14 protein-coding genes and 2 pseudogenes are annotated in these 15,860 nt (G+C 60.6%); 10 read left to right on the top strand and 6 right to left on the bottom strand.

The window, feature by feature from the left end; translation table 11 throughout:
• The first annotated feature begins 3 nt into the window (after positions 1–3).
• The 9 genes from ACQY1K_RS22710 to ACQY1K_RS22670 all read left to right on the top strand — a co-directional run bounded on the left by ACQY1K_RS22710 (position 4) and on the right by ACQY1K_RS22670 (position 8,369).
• On the top strand, positions 4–855 hold the full coding sequence (locus tag ACQY1K_RS22710; protein WP_430245264.1) for a MaoC/PaaZ C-terminal domain-containing protein: 852 nt from the start codon (positions 4–6) through the stop codon (positions 853–855).
• Positions 852–1,622 (top strand): histidine utilization repressor, encoded by a 771-nt coding sequence (hutC, locus tag ACQY1K_RS22705; RefSeq protein WP_430259673.1) that lies wholly within the window; start codon positions 852–854, stop codon positions 1,620–1,622. The genes ACQY1K_RS22710 and hutC overlap by 4 nt, the downstream gene beginning before the upstream one ends.
• Positions 1,619–3,118: an HAL/PAL/TAL family ammonia-lyase gene (locus ACQY1K_RS22700; protein ID WP_430245260.1), complete on the top strand. Its 1,500-nt coding sequence runs from the start codon at positions 1,619–1,621 to the stop codon at positions 3,116–3,118. The genes hutC and ACQY1K_RS22700 overlap by 4 nt, the downstream gene beginning before the upstream one ends.
• 100 nt (positions 3,119–3,218) lie before the next feature.
• Positions 3,219–4,112, top strand: a complete 894-nt coding sequence (locus tag ACQY1K_RS22695) for a glycine betaine ABC transporter substrate-binding protein (protein WP_430259671.1) — start codon at positions 3,219–3,221, stop codon at positions 4,110–4,112.
• Positions 4,113–4,271: 159 nt separating this feature from the next.
• Positions 4,272–5,276: an ornithine cyclodeaminase family protein gene (locus ACQY1K_RS22690; RefSeq protein ID WP_430259669.1), complete on the top strand. Its 1,005-nt coding sequence runs from the start codon at positions 4,272–4,274 to the stop codon at positions 5,274–5,276.
• A 2-nt stretch (positions 5,277–5,278) separates the two neighbouring features.
• On the top strand, positions 5,279–6,094 hold the full coding sequence (locus ACQY1K_RS22685) for a phosphate/phosphite/phosphonate ABC transporter substrate-binding protein (RefSeq protein ID WP_430259667.1): 816 nt from the start codon (positions 5,279–5,281) through the stop codon (positions 6,092–6,094).
• Positions 6,095–6,137: 43 nt separating this feature from the next.
• A complete protein-coding gene (locus ACQY1K_RS22680; protein ID WP_430245250.1) occupies positions 6,138–6,770 on the top strand; it encodes an ABC transporter permease in 633 nt (210 codons plus the stop codon).
• Positions 6,767–7,402 carry an ABC transporter permease gene (locus ACQY1K_RS22675; RefSeq protein ID WP_430259665.1) on the top strand — a complete coding sequence of 212 codons (636 nt, stop codon included), beginning with the start codon at positions 6,767–6,769 and terminating at the stop codon, positions 7,400–7,402. The genes ACQY1K_RS22680 and ACQY1K_RS22675 overlap by 4 nt, the downstream gene beginning before the upstream one ends.
• A gap of 19 nt (positions 7,403–7,421) precedes the next feature.
• Entirely contained in the window at positions 7,422–8,369 is a 948-nt protein-coding gene (locus ACQY1K_RS22670; RefSeq protein WP_430246057.1) for an ABC transporter ATP-binding protein, read from the top strand.
• Between the two features lie 263 nt (positions 8,370–8,632).
• Here the strand turns inward: ACQY1K_RS22670 and ACQY1K_RS22665 are convergent.
• The 6 genes and pseudogenes from ACQY1K_RS22665 to ACQY1K_RS22640 form a co-directional block, all read right to left on the bottom strand.
• Positions 8,633–9,510: pseudogene (locus ACQY1K_RS22665) on the bottom strand (ribokinase).
• Complete coding sequence (locus tag ACQY1K_RS22660) at positions 9,507–10,382, bottom strand: MurR/RpiR family transcriptional regulator (RefSeq protein WP_113165914.1); 876 nt, start codon at positions 10,380–10,382, stop codon at positions 9,507–9,509. The pseudogene ACQY1K_RS22665 and the gene ACQY1K_RS22660 overlap by 4 nt, the downstream one beginning before the upstream one ends.
• The gene (locus ACQY1K_RS22655) at positions 10,379–11,353 is read right to left on the bottom strand and encodes an ABC transporter permease (protein ID WP_184656005.1); all 975 of its coding nucleotides are present in this window, start codon (positions 11,351–11,353) and stop codon (positions 10,379–10,381) included. Before ACQY1K_RS22655 ends, ACQY1K_RS22660 begins: the two co-directional genes overlap by 4 nt.
• A complete protein-coding gene (locus ACQY1K_RS22650; RefSeq protein ID WP_430252324.1) occupies positions 11,346–12,884 on the bottom strand; it encodes a sugar ABC transporter ATP-binding protein in 1,539 nt (512 codons plus the stop codon). The genes ACQY1K_RS22655 and ACQY1K_RS22650 overlap by 8 nt, the downstream gene beginning before the upstream one ends.
• Before the next feature lie 58 nt (positions 12,885–12,942).
• Complete coding sequence (locus tag ACQY1K_RS22645; RefSeq protein ID WP_430259662.1) at positions 12,943–14,004, bottom strand: sugar ABC transporter substrate-binding protein; 1,062 nt, start codon at positions 14,002–14,004, stop codon at positions 12,943–12,945.
• 56 nt (positions 14,005–14,060) lie between these two features.
• Positions 14,061–15,050: a sugar phosphate isomerase/epimerase family protein gene (locus ACQY1K_RS22640; protein WP_430259660.1), complete on the bottom strand. Its 990-nt coding sequence runs from the start codon at positions 15,048–15,050 to the stop codon at positions 14,061–14,063.
• A 144-nt stretch (positions 15,051–15,194) separates the two neighbouring features.
• Between ACQY1K_RS22640 and ACQY1K_RS22635 the strand changes: the two are divergent.
• A pseudogene (locus ACQY1K_RS22635) lies at positions 15,195–15,800 on the top strand (methyl-accepting chemotaxis protein); the annotation flags it as partial.
• Positions 15,801–15,860 lie beyond the last annotated feature (60 nt).

The raw sequence follows: 15,860 nt of genomic DNA, 5'->3' as shown, positions 1-15,860 counted from the left end.
CCCATGGCCATTTCCGCAGATGCGCTGATGGCGTTTCCGATCCCGCAAGCACGGCAGGCGGTCTCCGCGCGTGATGCAATCCTCTATGCGCTTTCGGTCGGATACGGCGCCGCGCCGGTCGACAAGGCTCATATGAGGCGGACGACGGAAACTGACCTCCTGCACGCCCCGACATTTGCGAATGTCGTCGCCCATGCCGGTCCGTGGATGAAGGACGCCGGTGTCGACTGGCAGAAGCTGGTACATTCGGAGCACCGGCTGACCATCCGTCGGCCGGTTCCGCTCGATCAGCCGCTACTGTCGCGCTCGCGCATGCTCTCGGTCGTCGATCGGGGACAGGACAAGGGCATGTTCGCGACATTCGAGCGGGTGATCTTTTCTATGGCGGACGAGCAGCCAGTGGCAACGATTATCCAGACCAATGCCTGCCGGAGCGATGGCGGATGCGGATCGGCCGGAACGCCGCCCGATGCCCTCCCCGCAGCACCCCAACGGGATCCCGACGCCGTCTTTTCGATCGAGATGCGTGAGGATGCTGCCCTTCTCTACCGGCTGAACGGCGATCTCAATCCGCTTCACTCCGATCCGGACTATGCCAGGGGCGCCGGCTTTGCGCGGCCAATCCTGCACGGTCTCTGCACTTTCGGGCATGCGGCTTATGCGATCGGCCGGGTATGCGGTTCGGCAGGCCTTGCGGATGTGAGTTCGATTGCCGCCCGCTTCACCGGCATCGTTTATCCGGGCGAGACGCTCGATTTCGAAATCTGGCGCGACGGTCAAGACATAGGCTTCCGAGCAAAGGTGGCTGCACGCGGCGTGACCGCGCTCGACAACGGAACTGCGAGGTTGGCATGACGATACCAAGGCCCAGATCGGCGAGCGATGCGCCGCAATATCTTCGGATCAAGGAAAATATCATGGAGCTGATCGCCGACGGCAAGTTTAAGCCGGGCGATCGCGTCTATTCCGAGAGCGAGCTGGTAACCTCCTTCGGGGTCAGCCGGATGACCGCCAACCGGGCACTGAGGGAATTGATGTTCGAGGGTGTGCTGACCCGTTCGGCGGGTCTTGGAACCTTTGTCTCGTCGCAGCGCCAGGACATCGATCTCCTTCAGATCAAGAGCATCGCCCAAGAGATTTCAAGTCGCGGCCGGCGTCACACCGCCAAGGTACTCTTGGCCCGCCGTATCGTCGCCGACGCAGATGTCGCGCAATCACTGGAGCTTGATCCCGGCATCGAGGTGATGGAGACGCTGATCGTGCATTTCGAGGACGATCAGCCGATTCAGATCGAGGAACGCTACGTCAATCCTTTCGTCGCACCCGATTATCTGTCGAACGACTTCACCCTTGCCACGCCCAACGAATACCTGACCAAAGTTGCACCGATCACCGAGTTCGAACATTTCGTCGAGGCAATCAAGCCTGACGCCACGGTGCGGAAGCTGCTCGGAATCAAGGCAGACCAGCCGTGCCTGCGGGTCTTCCGCCGCACCTGGTCGGGCGATGCAGTGGTGACCTGCGCCCTGCTCTCCTATCCGGGCGACAAATACCGGCTCGAAGCCCGATCTGAGAAGGCCCCGCAAAAACCACTGGCTCTTCTCGAAGGGAGGGAAGAATGACCGCACCCACCGATATCATCACGTTCGCCGGCACGGCCCCGACAATCGGCGATATCGTCGCCATTGCGCGGCACACGGCTCATCTGGTGATATCGCCCGAAGTGGAGGAAAAAATCCTCGCTGCCCGCACTGTGGTCGACCGCTACGTTGCATCCGACGTGCCGGTCTACGGGCTGACAACGGGGCTCGGTGCCGGCGTCGATACACGTCTTGCAACCGAAGACCTGGTTGCCTTCCAGCTGCGCGTGCCGCAGGCCCGTGCCGTCGGCGTCGGATCGGCGCTGCCGCGCGAAGCCGTCCGGGCAATGATGGCCGTCCGGATCGCCGGAATGGCGGCCGGCGGCGCAGGCGTATCGCTGCCAGTGTTTTCGGGTCTCGTCGCCGCACTGAATGCCGGCGTCCATCCCGTTGTCCCGTCGCTGGGCTCGATCGGTGCCGCCGATTTGGCACCGCTCGCCCATATGGGCCGGGCACTGCTCGGAGACGGCGAGGCGGAATTCGGCGGAACGGTGATGGCGGCAGCGGAGGCTTTGTCGAAAGCCGGGCTTGCGACGCTGCCTCTGGCGCCGAAGGACGGCCATGCCATCGTCGTCGCCAACAGCCTGTCCGTCGGCAGGGCCTGCCTCTGCCTAGACGATGTCGAGCGTCTGTTCCAGTGGTCGCTGGCGGGCATCGCGCTCAACTTCGAGGCCTTCCGCGCCAACGTCACCGCCTTCGACGACCGGGCACTGGCAGCACGGCCGGCTTTCGGCCAGCGCGAGACCGCCGCACGGCTTCGCGAACTACTTGCCGGAAGCTCGCTGCTAGCCGATGGCGCGGCGCGGCGGTTGCAGGATCCCTTGAGCTACCGGTGCGCACCGCAGGTCTGGGGCGCCCTCCTCCACGCGATCGGCGAAGCGCGCCAGGTGACCGAGATCGAGATCGCCAGCTCCGGCGACAATCCCGTCGTGCTCCCCGACGAAGGCCTGATCCTGTCGCACGGCAATTTCGACATGACCGCTTTCGTGCTCGCCTGGGAGCGGCTCGGCCAGGCGATGGCGCATTGCGCGGCCGGAACCGCCTACCGGACGATGAAGATCATGTCGGCCGGCATGTCCGACCTGCCGCGCTTCCTGACGCCGCTCGGCCAGAGCCGGACAGGCTTTGCGACTGTCCAGAAGACCGTGTCAGCGCTCGAGGCCGAGATCCGCCATCTGGCGGCGCCCATTTCACTGACGCCCATTCCGGTTGCCGACGGCGTCGAGGATCAGGCGTCGCTGGCCCCGAGCGTGATTGCCAAGACGGGGTCGATCGTCGAACGGCTGCGCTATCTGGTCGCCATCGAGCTGATCGCCTCGGCCCAGGCCGTCGAGCTGCGTGGCGTTGCGGACGAGCTCGGCACCCGCACGCGGCAGGCCTATCAGGCCGTCCGCGAACGCGTTGCGCCGTTGGAGGAGGACCGCGCCCAGGGGCCGGATTTCGAACAGATTGCCGCGCTCATCCGCAGCAGTCCCTGACCGTGCGGGAAAGCGAAGCAGTTCAACAACGAGAAGGCCGCAACGGCCCGAGTGCAAGGCAAAAAGCCAAGACCACCTTCCATGAGCTGAACCAGAGGGAATGAAGATGAAAAGATCGATCCTTTCCGCCATTGCGGCGGCCGTATTCGCATCCACCGGCCTCCAGCCGGCAGCCGCCGCCGACACGATCAAGGTCGGCAGCAAGAACTTTACCGAGCAGTATATTCTTGCCGAGATGTACGCAAAGCTACTCGAAAACGCTGGCTTCGAGGTCGAACGCAAGATCAACCTGGGTGGTACGCTGATCGCTCATCAGGCGCTGACTACCGGAGAAATCGACATATATCCCGAATATACCGGCACGGCACTGTCAGCCGTCGTCAAGGGCGCGATGTCAACCGATGCCAACAAGGTCTACGCCGACGTGAAGGCCTTTTATGCAAAGGAATTCAAGCTCAACTGGCTGAAGCCGACCGGTATCAATAACGGCTATGTTATCGTCGTCCGCAAGGAAACGGCCGATGCCAATAAGCTCAAGACGCTGTCGGATCTCGCCAAGGTATCTAAGACGCTGGTCTTCGGCGGCGGTGCCGAGTTCCCTGACCGTGCTGATGGCTTGCCGGGCCTGAAGCGCGTCTACGAAGCCGAGTTCAAGGAGTTCAAGCAGTTCGCCAAGCTCGGTTTACGGTATGACGCGCTCGGCCAGAAGGATATCGATGTCGCCAACGGTGCCGCGACGGACTGGCAGATCGGCGCTCAAGGCCTGACGGCGTTGGAAGACGACAAGGGCCTTTTCCCGCCCTATTACGTCGCTCCGGTCGTTCGCCAGCAGACCATCGATGCCAATCCGAAAGTCGCCGAAGTGTTGGAAGCGCTTGGCTCCCATCTCGACAACTCCACCATGCGCGTCCTTAACGCAAAGGTCGAAACCGACCATGAGGAAGCAAAGGACGTCGCCGAGGAGTTCCTGAAGGACAAGGGCCTGATCAAGTAAGACCAGTTGCAAGCTATGGGCGGCGGTCGCAAGCTGCCGCCCACCTTAAGACAAGTGGCAACGCGGCCCCAAGCCGGCAATGTTGTTCGCGTGCAGACGGCACTGTCGCCATAATCGAAATGACCGGCAAAACCGGTGACAAATCCCTGGAGAACGGGAATGCAGGAAATCTGGATAGACTATCTCAACGGACCGGACATCAAGGCCATGGCCCTGACCAATGACGAGATCCTTTCGGCCGTGGAGAAGGCACTCGAGGCGCAGGGACGTGGCGAAACAGTCATTGAGCCGCGTGTCCACCTGGTGCCCGAAAGCTCCGACAAGGGACATTTCAATGTGCTGCGCGGCTACGTGAAGGCGTTGGGTTATGCTGGCGTGAAAGTGGTGGGCGATTTCGTCGATAACTACAAGGTCGGCCTGCCGTCGGAGATGGCACTCCTCAACCTGTTCGATCCGGAAACCGGCATGCCCAAGGCCATCGTCGATGCGACGGCGATCACCGACATGCGGACCGGCGCCGTTACCGCGCTCGGAGCCAAATATCTTGCCCGCAAGGACAGCAAGGTACTTGGCCATATCGGTGCCCGCGGCACATCCTACTGGAATGTGCGGCTGCTCGACCACCTGTTCGATTTCGACGAGATCCGCATCCATTCGCGCCGTCCCGAAAGCCGCAATGCCTTTGCCGCTCGTCTGGAACAGGATCTCGACAAGAAGATAATCGTCACCGACAACTGGGAAGATTGCCTCAAAGACGCCGATATCATGATCGAGGCAAGCCGGCTGCCCGAGCCGACGCCGTTGTTCAAGACCGCTTGGATCAAGAAGGGCGCTTTCGTCGTACCTTACGGCACGATGAGCGCGCTGGAGTTCGACCATACCGACATTATGGACAAGGTCGTCGTCGATGACTGGGGCCAGTGCGGTCCCGGCAAGCCCTACGGCGCGCTACGCCGCCATGTGGACGAAGGCAAGGTGACGGCCGAGACGCTGCATGCCGAGATCGGCCAGATCGTCTGCGGCATGAAATCGGGCCGCGAAAGCGACTACGAGACAATCCTTTTCTGGCATCGCGGCCTCAGCACCACGGACATCGCGCTCGGAGCCGCCATGGTCGACAAGGCCAAGGCCATGGGGCTCGGCCAGCGGTTGCGGTTCGCCTGATCATGACGGAGTCCATCGTCCCTACCATTGCCAACTCGCGGATGTACAACCTCAGCCCGAAGATCCGCGGCTTGTGGGACGCACTGTTCGCATGGCTTGGCCACGAAAGCAGCGTTGCGATGGATATAGTTGCGCACGCGTCGCCTGCACCATTGTCGGACCTGTGGGCACGGCCGGACATGGGGGCCGTTTTCATGTGCGGTTATCCGTTCTCGCAGCTGAAGCCGGAGCAACGGCCGCTGCCTCTCGCCGCTCCCGTCTCCACCGCGGACTGGGGCCGTGGAAAGCCGCTTTACGCCAGCCGCGTTATCACCGCCCGAAATTCGGCGTTGACGGCGGCCGATCTGCAGTCGGCACGATGGGGCTGGACCGTGCGGGATTCGCAATCGGGCTACCATGCGCCGCGGGAATTCGCAGCAAGTCTGCAACAGGGCAACTCCGCTTTCGAAACCGTCGGCCCGCTTCTCAACCCGACCGGTGTGGCCGAGGCTATAGCCAGCGGGCGGGCGGATGTCGGTGCCATCGACGCCTATGCCTACCAGTTGATGGAGATGCACGAGCCACAGATGATCGCGGATCTGCGTGTCATCGCTACGACGGCGCCTGCTCCTTTCCCGATGCTCGTTGCCGCGCGCCGGCAGCCAGCCGAGATCATTTCGGCTCTGCGGCAAGCGCTATGGAGCGCGCATAAGCACGCCAAATCTCGTGCGATTCTCAGTTCGCTGGGGCTTTCAGCGTTCACCGAACCCGATCTCGCATCCTACGAAAACCTGCCTGCCCGAGCCCGCCGCACCGATGAGGTTCTTTCGCCATGGTGAAACCTGAAATACCTCGTCACCACACGAGGACTGGAGCCTGCCCATGAAATGGGTTCCAAAAAACTATGACCGCCTGTTTGAGGCCTTGCTCGAACACCTCTATCTGGTGTTCTCCTCGGTTGTCATCGCGCTGGTGATCTCGCTGATCGTCGGTATCTGGGCTTCGCGCAGGCCCCGGGCGTTCGGCGTCATCGTCATCGTGACCGGCGTGCTGTTCGCCATCCCGAGCCTTGCACTCTTTGCCCTGTTCATTCCCGTTCTCGGTATCGGGGCAGCGCCGGCAATCACCGGCCTCGCGCTTTATTCGCTGATGATCCTCATCCGCAATATCGGCCTCGGTTTTCAGTCTATCCCGCGTGATGTGCTCGATGCCGCCCACGGCATGGGTTACGGCACCGCGCGCCGCATCTGGGAAGTCGAGTTGCCGCTCGCCATGCCCTTCATTGTCGGCGGCATCCGTATTGCCATGGTCACCGTCATCGGCATCGCCACCGTGGCTGCCTACATCAATGCCGGCGGCCTCGGCGTCATCATTTTCGAAGGCATAGACCAGCGGTTTCCGGAAAAGATCATCGCCGGTGGCCTGATGACCTCAGTGCTGGCGCTGTCCACCGACTACCTGTTTGCCTCGATTGAAACTGCGCTTCGTCGCCGCAGCGGGAGACAGCTGGCATGATGCTGATCGACGCCATCACCTGGATCGCCAGTAACTCAAGCAGTTTCTTCGGCGCCTTCAACCGTCATCTGCTGATGTGCGGAATCTCGCTCGGCATCGCCTTGCTGATCGCGCTACCGTTGGGTTTCGTCGTGGCGCGGTCGCCGCGCGCCTCGTTCATTGCCATTAACATCGCTGGCTCACTACGCTCCATCCCGAGCCTTGCAATCCTTGCCGCCGCCATGCCAATCCTCGGCATCGGCCTTTGGCCATCTGTGCTGGCGCTTGTCGTGCTCGCCGTACCGCCACTGCTGCTCAACACCATCATCGGCATCCGCGAGATCGATCCGGCCCTTCTCGATGCGGCGACTGGTATGGGCATGGGCAAGCGCGACATTCTCTGGCAGATCGAGCTGCCCCTTTCTGTGCCATCCATCCTTGCCGGTGCGCGCACCAGCGCCATCCAGGTAATCGGTGGCGCTGCACTTGCATCGTTTATCGGCGGCGGCGGCCTGGGCGATTTCATCAATGCTGGCATCGCCATCATGAACATGCCTCGCCTGCTGGTCGGTGCACTACCGATTGCCCTTCTCGCGATCCTCGCCGAGCTGCTGTTCAGCTGGCTGGAACGCTCCTTCACCCAGAGACGATGACCCTCGGAAAGCCATGACGATGATACGACTGGATCATGTGACCAAGAATTACGAGGGGAGCGACCGCCATGCTGTCGACAATCTCGGCCTGACAATCGAAAGTGGCATGACGGTTGCGATGATTGGGCCATCCGGCTGTGGAAAAACCACGACCATGCGAATGATCAACCGGCTCGAGACACCAACCGTCGGACGTGTGCTGGTCAACGGCCGAGACATTGCCTCAACGGATCCGAAGGAACTTCGCCGCAGCATCGGCTATGTCATCCAGCAGGTCGGCCTGTTCCCTCACATGACGATCGAGCGCAACATAGCCACAGTGCCTCGCCTTCTCGGCTGGGACAAGGTGCGCATCGACCGGCGCATCGACGAGCTGCTCGAACTGGTCAGCCTCGACCCGGCAATCATGCGGAACCGTCTGCCGCATGAACTATCTGGGGGGCAACGCCAGCGTGTCGGGTTCGCCCGCGCGCTCGCCGCGGATCCGGCGATTATGCTGATGGACGAGCCGTTCGGGGCGATAGATCCGATCACTCGCGTCAAGCTGCAGGATGAATTCCGCCAGATCCTCAAGAAAGTCAGCAAGACAGTGGTGATCGTCACCCACGATCTCGACGAGGCGATCAAGATGGGCGACCGCATCGCGATCATGCGCGACGGACGACTACTGCAGTACGATACGCCGGAAGCGATCCTCGCCAATCCCGCCAACGATTTCGTTAAAAGCTTTCTCGGCCCGGACCGCGCCATCAAGCGGTTGAGCCTGATCCCTGTGGCAGGCTCCATGTCGGCGCCCATCGCACAGGCCTCCGGCGCTTCGGTCGAACAGAGCGGAAGCCTGCATGCAGCACTAGCCCTGATGCTGGCAGACGATCTGCAAGGTCTCGACGTTCATGGGCCGGATGGAGCGACCGTCGGCTACCTGTCGCGCGACGCCGTCCTTGCTGCGCTTCGCAGAGCCGGATGAGGCACTAACACTTTGCGGGGGCTTGAAACGTACGACGGACAGGGCGGTATTGCCTTAGGCACGCTGCTCGATGACCGAGTACACCGCAGCTTGCGAGCTCGAGGGCATTCGCCACTTCCACGCTGGCGGACGCATAGATGCCGGTGACCGCCTTGAAAGGATTCGAACCAGCCTTGGCTCGTTGACACAAAAACAAGCCAAGAAAACACTGCATTAGAAGATCAGGAGTTCTGCGACGCACTGTCTGAGGAATAACTGAAAGATCATCGCTGCGAACTCACAAGGAGCGCCGCGGCTTGGTTGGCCGCAGAAAGAGCGGTCGTTACGCTTTCTCCCTGCAGCATCTGAGCTGCGAGAACACCGATGAACTCGTCCCCTGCCCCATGGGTGCTGACGAGCTTAACCTTGATAGCCGGGATGGTCCCTTTGGCTTCGCCTTGCTCGGCGAATGCGACGCCCTCTCCGCCTGCGGTAACGACCGCCACCGGAAATGATTGCGCAAGAACCTCTGCCGTGGCGATCGCGTCTTTGAGCGTTTCAACCTCACCGCCGCCTGCCAACGCTTCCGCCTCCACCGCGTTGACCACGAGGACATCGATCAGCCGCGCCAGTTCGGGCGACAGATCTCTCGCTGGGGCAGCGTTGAGAACAACACGGCCGCCGGCTTGTTTCATTGCGGAAGCCGCAAGCACATTCGCGGCATCCGGCACTTCGTTCTGCAAGACGAGGATATTGCCAGCGCGGAACAGATGCTCAGCCTGTGCCACGTCCGACTGGCCGAGCTGAAGATTGCTGCCGGAGACGATCACGGCACCATAATCGCCTTCGGCATCGAAAATCGCGACACTCATTCCGGATGCGGCACCGTCGATGACACGAACCTGGTCCAACTCGACGGCGTTTGCGGCCAGGTTGTCGAGAAGCGTATGCCCGAAGTCGTCATCGCCCACGGCACCGATCATTGCCGAGCGCACGCCGGCCTTGGCGGCGGAAACGGCCTGGTTTCCCCCTTACCGCCACATGCCGGGTTCCAGGCGGAGCCGGTGACTGTTTCGCCCTTGCGCGGCCGTGCCGGACCCTTGACGATGATGTCGTAGTGGAGACTGCCGAAAACGACGACAGCGGGGCTGGATGCGGTCATAGGAATTTGTCTTTCCGTTTGGAGGCGACGGCCGCCATGGTCTTTTCGAGATTGTTTTCGGCAGCGGTGTAATCACGCTGTGCCACGGCGACGAACACCGCATCGAGAATATTGAGCTGGGCGATACGGGCGGCGGCGTTCTCGCCCATCAGCGGTGAACCCTGTGCCGTCGAGCACAGAACGACGTCCGAATGCTGAGCGAGCGGCGATTCATTGTAATTGGTGATGGCGATCGTCCTGGCGCCGTTGCGCCGCGCCGTCTGCATCGCCTCGATGACGGCCATCGTATTGCCGGAATGCGAGAACCCGACCGCGATGTCATCGCTTCCCAGCAGCGAAGCCGACATCAGCATCATGTGGGAATCGTCGTAGACGCTGGCGCGGACACCGATGCGAAGGAATTTGTGCGCAGCGTCGCGTGCGATCTGTGCAGAACCGCCGACGCCATAGAAATCCCGATGACGTGCACCGTGGATGAGGTCGGCCGCGCGATCGAACGCTTTGACATCCATGATCGAAAGCGTTTCCTCGAGCGCATGGATCGAGGTGCGAAACACTTTCTGGATAATCTCCTCGGACGTGTCCTCGACCGATAGTTCCTGGTGCATTTCAGCGGTCGGCAAACTGTTGTACTGCGACACCGCGTTGCGAAACTCCCGATAGCCGGCAAATCCCAGTTTCTTGGCGATCTTCACGACCATGGCTTCCGAAACACCGGCATCGGTTGCGATTTCCTTCAACGACGTGTCGTCGTTAAAGCTGCGCAGCGCAAACACGGTTTCAACAACCCGCGCTTCGAGCGGTGTCAGCAGTGGCAAGCGCATGCGAATACGCGGGCCAACTGCCTTCGGATCCATTTTGTCGGATTTCATCCCCGTCCCCTTGTCGCGCGATCGATCATCATTGCGACAAGAATTATAAGCCCGGTTGCGAGAAGTTGATAGAAAGCCTGGACGTTCATCAACGTCAAACCGTTGCGCATAGCGCCGAGAATGATCGCACCGAGGATGGTGCCGACAATCGACCCCTTGCCGCCCATCAAGGAAGCACCACCGATGGCAGCGGCCGCGATTGCGTCCAGCTCCCAGAGGTTTCCAAGAATGGGCTCGGCAGCCCCGAGGCGACCGATCAGGATAAAGGACGCGAGTGCGGCCAGAACGCCGGAGATGACATAGGCTGTGATCTTCGTCAGCGCGATCGGCACGCCTGCGACATAGGAAGCTTCCTCGTTTCCACCGACGGCCAGAAGATATTCGCCGATCGGCGTCTTCTTGAGAAGAACCCAAGCCACGAAGGCAACAACTGCAACAATGATGACCGAGTTTGGAATGCCGGCAACATTGCCGTTGAACAGCGACCGGAAGCCCTGTGGCACGCCAAGAACGGGGTTGCCGCCCGTATAGATAAGCGCGATGGCTCGGTAGGTGCTGAGAGTACCAAGCGTGACGATGAATGGCTGAAGGCCCACATAGGCAACAAGAACGCCGTTCACCAGACCGCAGAACGCGCCGATGCCGAGGCCGGCCAGAAGCGCCACCGGCACGGGAACGCCTGAGACCAGCAGTGTCGCGGTGAGTACTGCGGAGATTGCCGCCGTCGGACCGACCGACAGGTCGATACCACCGGAGATGATGACGAGGGTCATGCCGAGCGCGATGCAGGCATTTATGCTCGACTGCTGCAGAATGTTGATCAGGTTGCGCTCAGACAGAAAGCCCGGCACCAGCGCTGCAAAGACTGCCACGATCAGGATCAGACCAATGAGTGTGCCTGCATCGCGCAGTGAGAACGAACTGAAGAGTTTCGGGGAACGCCTTGGAATTTCGGCGGCGATATCAGACATGGGCGTGCTCCTGCGTCGAGGAATCTGTGTTTGGCTCGCGATCGCCGACGGCGTGCGAAACGATGGCCTGTTCGGTCATTTCGTGTCGTTCCAACTGTGCAGCGATCCGCCCGTCCCGCATGACCATGACGCGGTCCGATAGCCGGATGACTTCGGGAAGTTCTGAGGATACGACGATGATGGACTTGCCTTCGGCGGCAAGGTTTTCGATCAGGTGGTAGATTTCGGATTTAGCGCCCACATCGATCCCGCGCGTCGGTTCGTCGAACAGCAGGATCTCGGAACCGGCGGCCAGCCAGCGGGCGATGATCGCCTTTTGCTGGTTACCACCACTGAACAGCTTGATCGGGCGATCAATCTGGAATGGGCGCAGGTTGACCCGCTTCAGCAATGTTTCGGCGCTCTTGTTGACAGCTGAGTGGCGCACTATTCCGACCCGCGCGAACTTTCGAAGGGACGGCAGCGCCATATTGACCGAAACCGGGCGCATGGGGATGATGCCCTCGCGTTTGCGCTCTTCCGGCAACAAACCGATACCGGCGTCGATCGCGGAGCGCGGACCTGTCAGCTTCAATGCGCGACCATCGACGTTGATGTCACCGGACCCGATCTTGTCGACGCCAGCGATGAGGCGCAGGAGTTCTGTCCGTCCCGAGCCAACCAGCCCGGCAACGCCGACCACTTCACCACGTCTGACTGTGAAGGAGACGTCGCGGACATGCGTGACCGCGGAGGAAAGGTTGCGCACCTCGACGCGAACGTCCTCCTTCACAAACGTCTTGTGCTCTTCCTGCATGAGTTCGCGGCCGACCATCATTGCGATGACGTCTGCTTGCACCGCGGAGCGCAGGTCGACCGTGCCAACCACATTGCCGTCCCGCATGACGGTTCCCTGGTGGCAGATACGAAACACCTCATCCATTTTATGAGAGACGTAAATGATCGCGACGCCTGAGGCCGCCATCTTCTGGATGACGACCGCGAGGCTCTCGAACTCTGCCGGCGTCAAGCTCGACGTCGGCTCGTCCATGGCGACGATCCTGGCGTTCTCGAGCAGCGCACGGGCAATCTCGACGATCTGGCGCTGTGCAACCTTGAGGTCCTTGATCGGAGTCGACGGATCAATCGAAGGATCAATCATGGCAAGCGCTGCCGCCGCGCGCTTTTCCTGCTCGCGACGATTGACCAGCAATCCACCCGCATATTTCAGCGGATGACCGAGAAACATGTTCTGCGCGACCGTCAGGTTCGGGATCTGCTGCAGTTCCTGATGGATCATGGCGATGCCAGCGCGGCGGGCATCTTCAGGACTCTTGAATGTCGCGAGTTTGCCATCGACGAAGAACTCGCCGCCGGTCTGCGGCGAGACGCCGGAGAGAATGCGCAGCAGTGTCGATTTTCCCGCGCCGTTTTCGCCGAGAAGAGCGTGAACTTCGCCAGGCTTGACGGTGAAGGACACATCCGAGAGCGCCTTGGCGCTCTGGAAGGTCTTGGTGATGCCCTCGAACCTGAGGCGAGCCGTTGTCGTCATCTCGGTGCTTTCATCAAAGGAGGAGAGCCGATCCTGAAGGGACCGGCTCTTGTTGCGATTACTGCGCGCTGGCAGCATCCTTCATCAGCACCTGGCGAATATCGATGCCGTCGCCCTTGTACTTGGCAAGGTTGTCCTTGGTGATCAGCGCCTGCGGTGTCGCAACGACACGTGCCAGCTTCTGACCGGCAACGAGCCGCAATGCGGTTTCCATTGCAACTTCGCCTGTCAGGACCGGGAAGCTGTCAACGGTGCCCGTCAGTTCGCCGGCTTCGATCGACTTGTAGGCGTCGGAAATGCCATCCGTGCCGAATACGGCGACCTTGCCGAGAAGACCTGCCGCCTTGACCGCCTCGATCACACCGAGCGCCATTCCGTCATTGTTGCAGTAGAAGCCGACGAGATCCGGGTTCTGCTGGAGAATGTTGGTGGCAGCGTCGTAGGACTGCTGGCGATCCCAGTTGCCGGGAACGCTGGCGACGACCTGGAACTTGGAACTCTCGCCGATGGTACCCTTGAAGCCTGCGGTACGCTGGACGGCCGCAAAGACGCCGGCCTGGCCTTCGATGACGGCAACCTTGCCGCCTTCCGGGCGGTTCTCGATGAACCACTTGGCAACACGAACGCCGTTGTCGCGCTGTACGTTGCCGACGTAGTGCTCGGCCTGCGGTACGACCGCGTCATTTACGTTGACCACCGGAATTTCGGCTTCCTTGGCCTGCTCCATGACAGGCTGCAGGTTCGCGTCGGTTTGCGGCGACACGAGAATGACATTGAAGCCTGTGGTGACCATGCCTTCTGCAATCGTCAGCTGTCCCAGCTGGTCGCCTTCGCTCTGCGCTGCCTGATAGGCAACAGTCGCGCCGGCTTTTTCACCGAAAGACTTGTAGCCTTCGCCGAGCGAACGCCAGTACTCGTTGGTCAGCGTCTTGGAAACGCCGCCCGCGCGCGTGCCTTCCGGGATCTTTGGAAACGCGCCATACTTTGGTTCAAGCTGTGACCAGTCGACGCGATCCTTTTCGGTATCAGAATTGAGCGGCGCAAGATCCTGCGCGAAGGCAGCGCTTGCCATCAGCCCCAGCGCCATGCCGGCAATCGCGGATTTCAGGTGTCTGTTCATAGTGATCCTCCCAGGTGTGATGTGTTGAAACAGAAAAACTCTCTTGAAGCCTCTCCTCAGGCGACGTCGCCGAGCATTGCTTCTTGAATGATGGATTGCGCCGTGACCGCATCCTGACGGTCGATCGCGCCAGCAAGACGGTTGTCACGCTCAAGCCGATCAACGACGTTCAGCATCCGCTTGACGGTCTTGATGTTGACTTCGCATTCGTGAACCGGATCGAGGCCGGTCATGTCAGGGAAGGTGTCGAAATAGATCGCGCCTTCGTAGCCATCGCGGCGGATCTGACGCAGCAGTTCGATCGTCTGGATCGAGTGAACGGAGCCGACCATCAACCCGTCGTCGCGTTTTGCGTAACCGTCATTGAGGTGAACACCGAGCAGGCGACTGTGGCGGGCAATCATGGCAGCGGCAAAGGCAGGCTGCTCGTCGGCGTAGAGCACGTGCGCAAAGTCGAGCGTGACGCCGAGGTTGGCGCAGCCGGCTTCTTTGATGGCAAGCAGCGTGGTGGCGCAGTCTGGCATCAGGCTGTAGGAGCGCGGCTCGTTGGGTTTGTACTCAATCGAGATCAGGCAATCCGCGTCATGCTCACAAACTTCACGAATACCGTCAATTTCGTGTTGCCACATCCGGTCATAGTCGGCCTGGAAGGCATAGTCGAAACCGTCCTGGCCCAGCCAGATCGTCATCAGGTTGGAGCCGGCTTCACGTGCGGCATCGATTCCGGCCTTGGTCAGATCGATCGCCTCGCGCCGAACGCTTTCCTCCGGATGGGTGAACGCACCAAGCTTGAAAGCCGGATTGGTGTAGTAGCGCATGGCAAAGCCGTTGATCGCCAGACCCAAATCTTCCAGCTTATTCTTGAGTTCAGTTGGATTTTCGCCAACATGATCAGGGTAGTTGAGATCAAGGTCCGTCAGACCGTCGACTTTTGCCGCCCGTGCCGCCATCTGCAGGACGCTCGGCTTGCCCTTCAGCTCCGGCCATTCACCGGCGGGATTCGACGCGAAGGAGTTGAGACGGGTGGCAAAACGGAGATTCGACAATGTCTTCGGCCCTATCAATATTAATCAGAGGATTAACTTCACAAAAACATCGTAATTTGTAAAGCAAAATAGTTTTTGCGGTGCAGCACCAGTGTGCCGGGCGGGTGTTTACCGGTCCTCCCTACTAGACCGACCGCTATAAAGATCGCCTTCCAGAGCAACCTTCTTGCTCTTAATGCAGGTGTCGAAGCCGCCCGCGCAGGGGAGGCCGGCAAGGGTTTTGCGGTCGTCGCACAGGAAGTGCGTGAACTTGCTCAGCGTTCTGCCAATGCTGCGAAAGAGATCAATACATTGATCAATGCGTCCAACCAACAGGTCCAGAACGGCGTACTTCTGGTTGGCGAAACCGGCCGCGCACTGGAAACGATCGTTGCGGAAGTCCAGGAATTCAACCGCAATGTCAGCGCAATCGTCGAGAACGCTCAGGAACAATCGTCCGGCCTTCAGCAAATAAACACCGCCGTCAACGCGATGGACCAGGACACCCAGAAGAACGCCGCAATGGTCGAGGAGCAGACTGCCGCAAGCCATGGAATGGCGCGCGATGCAGCTTCGCTGAACGAACTCCTGTCGCAGTTCAAGCTGTCGGGTGGAGGCGGTCGACGTGGATATACACTCGCCCAGGCACTGCGCCCTTCAGAACGCCGCCAAGCGTCCGTAGCGTCGCCGGCCCGTGCCCTGAGTCGAGAAGTGGCAACTGCCTTCTCCGGCAATGCCGCTGTCGCTGCCAATGAATGGGAGGAATTCTGAGACGCATCTTCCAGCGATCAGCAAAGCAAAGCCGCGGATATCAATCGATACCGCCGCTCT

Source organism: Neorhizobium sp. IRS_2294 (assembly GCF_050500145.1).
Classification (GTDB): Bacteria; Pseudomonadota; Alphaproteobacteria; order Rhizobiales; family Rhizobiaceae; genus Neorhizobium; species Neorhizobium soli.
The sequence above is the reverse complement of the archived record's forward strand: the minus strand, read 5'-3'. Positions and strand labels throughout refer to the sequence as shown.